The 759-nt window shown below is 60.1% G+C and carries 1 protein-coding gene; it reads left to right on the top strand.

All coding sequences use genetic code 11. The features are described from left to right. A partial coding sequence (locus Q4P78_RS09515) for a DUF2079 domain-containing protein (RefSeq protein ID WP_303340125.1) occupies positions 1 to 759 on the top strand: 759 nt, incomplete at both ends.

The raw sequence follows: 759 nt of genomic DNA, 5'->3' as shown, positions 1-759 counted from the left end.
CTCCTGGGATTTAGCGATTTTTACCCAAATGGCCCAGGCGTACTCGCGGTTTGAAATGCCGATCGTGCCCATTAAAGGCCCCGACTTTAACCTGTGGGGTGACCATTTTCACCCCATCCTCATGCTCCTGGGGCCGGTGTACGCCTTCTTCCCCTCACCCATGACCCTGCTGGTGGTGCAGAACGGTATGGTGGCCCTTAGCGTGTACCTGACGGTGCGGTTTGCTCAGCGCGCGCTTGGCGGGCTCAACGGGCACGTTGTGGGAGTGCTCCTAGCCGCAGCATTCGGGCTGAGCTACGGGGTGCAGCAGGCGGTCGCCGCCCAATTTCACGAGGTGGCGTTCGCCCTGCCGTTCCTAAGCCTCTCACTGGGACACCTGGTACTTGCTGGCACGCAGCAGAACCCGCAGCGCGCATCACATATTACACACGCCTGCTGGTGGGCGGCCCCGTTGGCGTTCGTTAAAGAAGACATGGGCGTTACCGCCGCCATGATCGGTGCAATCGCGCTCATCCGCTCCGGCTGGCTGCGTGAAGCGGCGAACACACTGTTCCCGCACGCCAGCAAGGATGTACCCGCATTCTGGCCGCGCCTGCGTGAGGTTTTTTCCGGGTGGACAAAATCGCGTGGGGCAGCCGAAGCCACCTTGCTGATGGTGTGGGGCCTTTTCTGGTCGTACACCTCAATGAACCTGATACTGCCGATTTTTAACGTCAACCACCAGTTCGACTACGCCGACAAAGTGGACCTTTTTGGTGC

This window comes from Rothia sp. (in: high G+C Gram-positive bacteria), assembly GCF_030540545.1.
In the GTDB taxonomy this organism is placed as follows: Bacteria; Actinomycetota; Actinomycetes; order Actinomycetales; family Micrococcaceae; genus Rothia.
The sequence above is the reverse complement of the archived record's forward strand: the minus strand, read 5'-3'. Positions and strand labels throughout refer to the sequence as shown.